The sequence below is a fragment of the Geodermatophilus ruber genome (genome assembly GCF_900114385.1).
Classification (GTDB): Bacteria; Actinomycetota; Actinomycetes; order Mycobacteriales; family Geodermatophilaceae; genus Geodermatophilus; species Geodermatophilus ruber.
In genome coordinates this window covers 1-1723 of record NZ_FOSW01000030.1, presented here as the reverse complement: position 1 = coordinate 1723, position 1723 = coordinate 1, and the positions used below count along the sequence as shown (strand labels likewise).

The window sequence follows — 1723 nt, the reverse complement described above, 5'->3', positions numbered from 1 at the left end:
TCGGCGGAGATCGGCAACGTGGTGAAGGTGATCACCTCGATCGCGGAGCAGACCAACCTGCTGGCGCTGAACGCCACGATCGAGGCGGCCCGCGCCGGGGAGGCCGGTAAGGGCTTCGCGGTGGTGGCCAACGAGGTGAAGGAGCTGGCGCAGGAGACGGCCAAGGCGACCGAGGACATCGCCCGCCGGGTGGAGGCCATCCAGAAGGACACCGGCGCCGCGGTCAGCGCGATCGAGGAGATCTCCACGATCGTGGCGCAGATCTCCGATCGGCAGACCACCATCGCCAGCGCGGTGGAGGAGCAGGAAGCGACGACCAATGAGATGTCGCGGTCGGTGCAGGAGGCTGCCAGCGGCAGCGGGCAGATCGCCGACAACATCACCGGCGTCTCCACCGCGGCGGACTCGACCACCCAGGCGCTGACCCAGACCCGCACCGCGGTCGACGAGCTGTCCCGGATGGCCGCCGACCTGCGCTCTACCGTCGGGAGGTTCAGCTACTGATCCGCCGGCCGCCAATGCGGCCGGGAACACGGGAGCGCACGGCCGTCACGGCCGTGCGCTCCCGCGCATTCTACGGTCATCGTGGTGACCTCCGAATGTCGACAAATGGGCGGCTCGAGAACGGTCACCGACCAATCTTCGGACCGGTTCGCGACGCGCTCGCAATTGTGGCCGAAAACGTCCGAACCCGTTCAGAATTCTCCTGCGCACCACGGGCCACACGCGGGAACCACCGCACGCTTGCAGTGCGTCCCGGGCCGTCCGGCCCGCCCACTTCTTTCACCAGGAGCACGATCATGAGCAAGACCGTCACGCGGTGGGTTCGCGACCGTGGCGTCGCCGTGAAGATCACGGCCTCGGTCGGGATCGCCGTCCTCGTCGCCGTCTTCGTCGGCGTTCTCGGCCTTAACTCGCTGTCGGCCACAGCGGACCGCACCACGGCGATGTACACCCAGAACACGATGGGTGCGCAGCTGTCCGAGGAAATCCGGTTCCACTACATGTCCTACCGCCTCCACGCCACCAACATGAACAGCGCGTCGACGCCCGAGGCCCAGTCGGCTGCCCGGAAGCTGCGGGACGCCGAGCACGAGGCCATGCTGGCGGCCGTCGACAAGCTTCGGACCGAGACGCAGCCCAGCGCGGAGGTGCTGGAGCTCGTCGCCGAGGTGATGGATGACTACGACCAGTACCTAGTCCTCGCCGACCAGGCCTTCGATCTCCGCGCGGCCGGGAAGCTGGCCGAGTACGACGCTCTCCGGGCCGACCAGATCGCGCCGCTGAGCAACGAGATCGTCACCGACTTCGCCGACCTGTCGGCGACGCAGCAGGATGCGGCCCGCGAGAGCGCAGCCGCCGCGAAGGACGCCTACGCCGGCACGCGGACCACGCTGATCCTCGCGATCGCCATCGGCAGCGTGGTCGCTCTGCTGGCGGGGATCTTCGTGGCCCGCTCCATCGCATCCGCCGTCAACCGCGTGCGCCGAACCGCGGAGCGGCTGGCCGAGGGTGACCTGACCCAGGCCACCGAGGTCGACCAGGGTGACGAGATCGGCCGGATGGCCGCCGCCATCGACGCGGCGCAGAGCAACCTGCGCGCGGTCCTGGCCTCGGTGGTGTCCTCGGCGGACGCGGTCGCGGCGTCGTCGGAGGAGTTGAGCGCCTCCTCGGCGCAGATCTCGGCGTCGGCGGAGGAGACCTCGGCGCAGTCGGGCGTGGT

2 protein-coding genes are annotated in these 1723 nt (G+C 69.2%); both read left to right on the top strand.

The features are described 5' to 3' along the window. A partial coding sequence (locus BMZ50_RS23470; RefSeq protein WP_245753831.1) for a methyl-accepting chemotaxis protein occupies positions 1–504 on the top strand: 504 nt, incomplete at its 5' end. A gap of 296 nt (positions 505–800) precedes the next feature. Then, positions 801–1723, top strand: a 923-nt coding sequence (locus tag BMZ50_RS23465) for an MCP four helix bundle domain-containing protein (RefSeq protein ID WP_177212967.1), incomplete at its 3' end; no start/stop codon positions are given.